The sequence below is a fragment of the Streptomyces sp. SID3212 genome, from assembly GCF_009865405.1.
Lineage (GTDB): Bacteria > Actinomycetota > Actinomycetes > Streptomycetales > Streptomycetaceae > Streptomyces.
Window position 1 is genome coordinate 1 of sequence record NZ_WWJY01000735.1, and the last position, 2304, is coordinate 2304.

General features: G+C 71.4%; 1 pseudogene. It reads left to right on the plus strand.

Features of this window, described 5'->3' with window-relative positions:
• Positions 1-38: 38 nt before the first annotated feature.
• Positions 39-2304: pseudogene (locus GT042_RS38285) on the plus strand (hypothetical protein); the annotation flags it as partial.

Here is a 2304-nt window from a genome sequence, read left to right on the forward strand (position 1 = left end):
GCCCTGGCCGGGCGGGCGCGGCGCAAGGGAGACGAGCGATGAGGCGCGGACCTGACCGGCGCGAGGGGGACCGGCGACAGGACCGCCGTACGGCAGCGGGCGTCTGCGCGCTGCTCGGGGCCCTCGTCCTCGCGGTGCTGCCGCTGCCGCCGGGGGACGAGGCCCAGGCGGCCGGGCAGGAGCGCGCGTCCTCGGCGCTCACCGTCCAGGGCAGGAAAGGCACGCTGGACGACTTCTCCGGCCTCAAGGTGACGGTGGGCCAGACGAAGGACCTCCGCTCGCAGGGGGTACGGGTGAGCTGGACGGGCGGGAAGCCGACCACGGGGTACCCGTCGTACAACTACCTCCAGGTGATGCAGTGCTGGGGCGACGACCCGAAGGGCCCCGACCGTGAGCAGTGTGTGTTCGGGGTGGCGAAGAAGGGGGACAAGGGCGGCGGCCTGGTAGCACTGCGGCAGCTCGACGGGGACCCCGCGGAGACCGAGTACGTGAACAACGGCACCGCCGAGTCGTTCGTGCCGTTCCGCCCGGCCAACGGGGAACCCGCCACGACCGGCAGCCGCGACTTCACGTACTTCAGCAACCTCGACACCAACGAGGAACTGTTCGGCATCACCCGGGCCGACGGCACGGGCGACCTGGTCTTCCCGGTGCAGACCGCCCGGGAGGCCCCGCATCTGGGCTGCGGCGATCGCCTCGGGACCGGCGCCTCGGAGAAGGTCAGGAACTGCTGGCTGGTGGTGGTGCCGCGCGGCGAGCACGACGTTGACGGCACCGGCGGCAACAACCAGATGTTGCAGAGCTCCCCGCTCTCCACCTCCAACTGGGCCCAGCGGCTGGTGTTCCCGATGGGCTTCCAGCCCGTGGGCGACGGCTGCGCGCCCGACAAGGCCGAACGCCGCATGATCGGCTCGGAGATGGTCACCGACGCCCTCACCTCCTGGCAGTCCCGGCTCTGCGCCGGCGGGGAGACCCGGTTCACGTTCAGCCAGTCCGGCGAGGACTTCGCGCGGTCGCAGATCACCGAGCCCACGGACTCCGCGCCCGGGCTGGCCTTCACGATCGACCCGGTCAAGGCGCCGAAGGGCGCCGCGCCCGTGGTGCACGCGCCGGTGGCGCTGAGCGGACTGACGGTCGGGTTCTTCTGGGAGCGGGAGGGCGAGACCGCGGTCCAGGGCATCAAGATCACCCCGCGCCTGCTGGCGAAGATCCTCACCGCGTCCTACATCAACGACGTGCGGCTGATGACGGGCGCCGAGTCCACGGTCCCCGCGCACCTGGTGGGCAACGCGGCGTCGATCGTCGTGGACCCGGAATTCCTGAATTTGAATCCCCAGTTCAAGGAAGGCGCCCTGAATCCGCTCGCGAACGCCGGAGCGATCATGCTGATCGGGGACGTCTCCGACGTGAACAGCATTGTCTGGCGCTATCTCCAGAGCGATCCCGAGGCGCGTTCCTTCCTCAAGGGCGAAGCGGATCCGTGGGGCACGAAGGTCAATCCGTACTACAAGAAACTGGACCTGGGCTCGAAAGCTCCGGTCGATTTCCCCAAGGTCGATCCGACCGAGACCGAACTCACCAGCGACGGCAAGCACATCACGTACGGCCAACTGGACTGGGCGCCCTACGTGGCGGACATGCACCAGGGGGCGCTCTTCGTCCGCCGGGGGAGCAACGGCGGGAAGTCCCGCATCGAGCAGGACACCTCGGCGCCCGAAGGGGTGAAGCTGGTCGGCGTCCCGCCGACACACGGCAGCCGGCGGGCGTACGGCATCGTCGACACGGCCTCCGCCGCGCGCTACCAGCTGGGGGTCGCCGCGCTGCGGACGTCCGACGGCCGGTTCGTGAAGCCCACGGACGCGTCGATGTTGAAGGCCGTCGGCACGATGAAGGACACGGCCGTAGCCGGCGTCAAGGCGGCGGACCCCGGCAAGGCCAGGGGCGGGGCCTATCCGCTGACCATGCTGACCTACGCGGCGGCCTCGACGGACCTGGAGAAGCCCGTACGGGAGGACTACGCGCGTGTGCTGCGGTACGCGGCAGGTCAGGGGCAGGTGCCCGGGTACGGGCCGGGGGAGCTTCCGCCCGGGTACGTCCCGCTGCCGGCAGCGCTCCGGCGGCAGACGGAGGCCGCGGCGGACCGCCTGGAGAAGGGCAATCCGGACGCGGACGCCTCGGGGGAAGGTGCTTCGTCCGGGGGCGGGGGCTCGGGGAACGGCGGGGCCGGCGGGTCGGGCTCCGGGTCCGGCTCCGGCGGCTCCGGTGGGGACACCGGGGGCGGTACGGCCGGTTCCGGCGACGGCG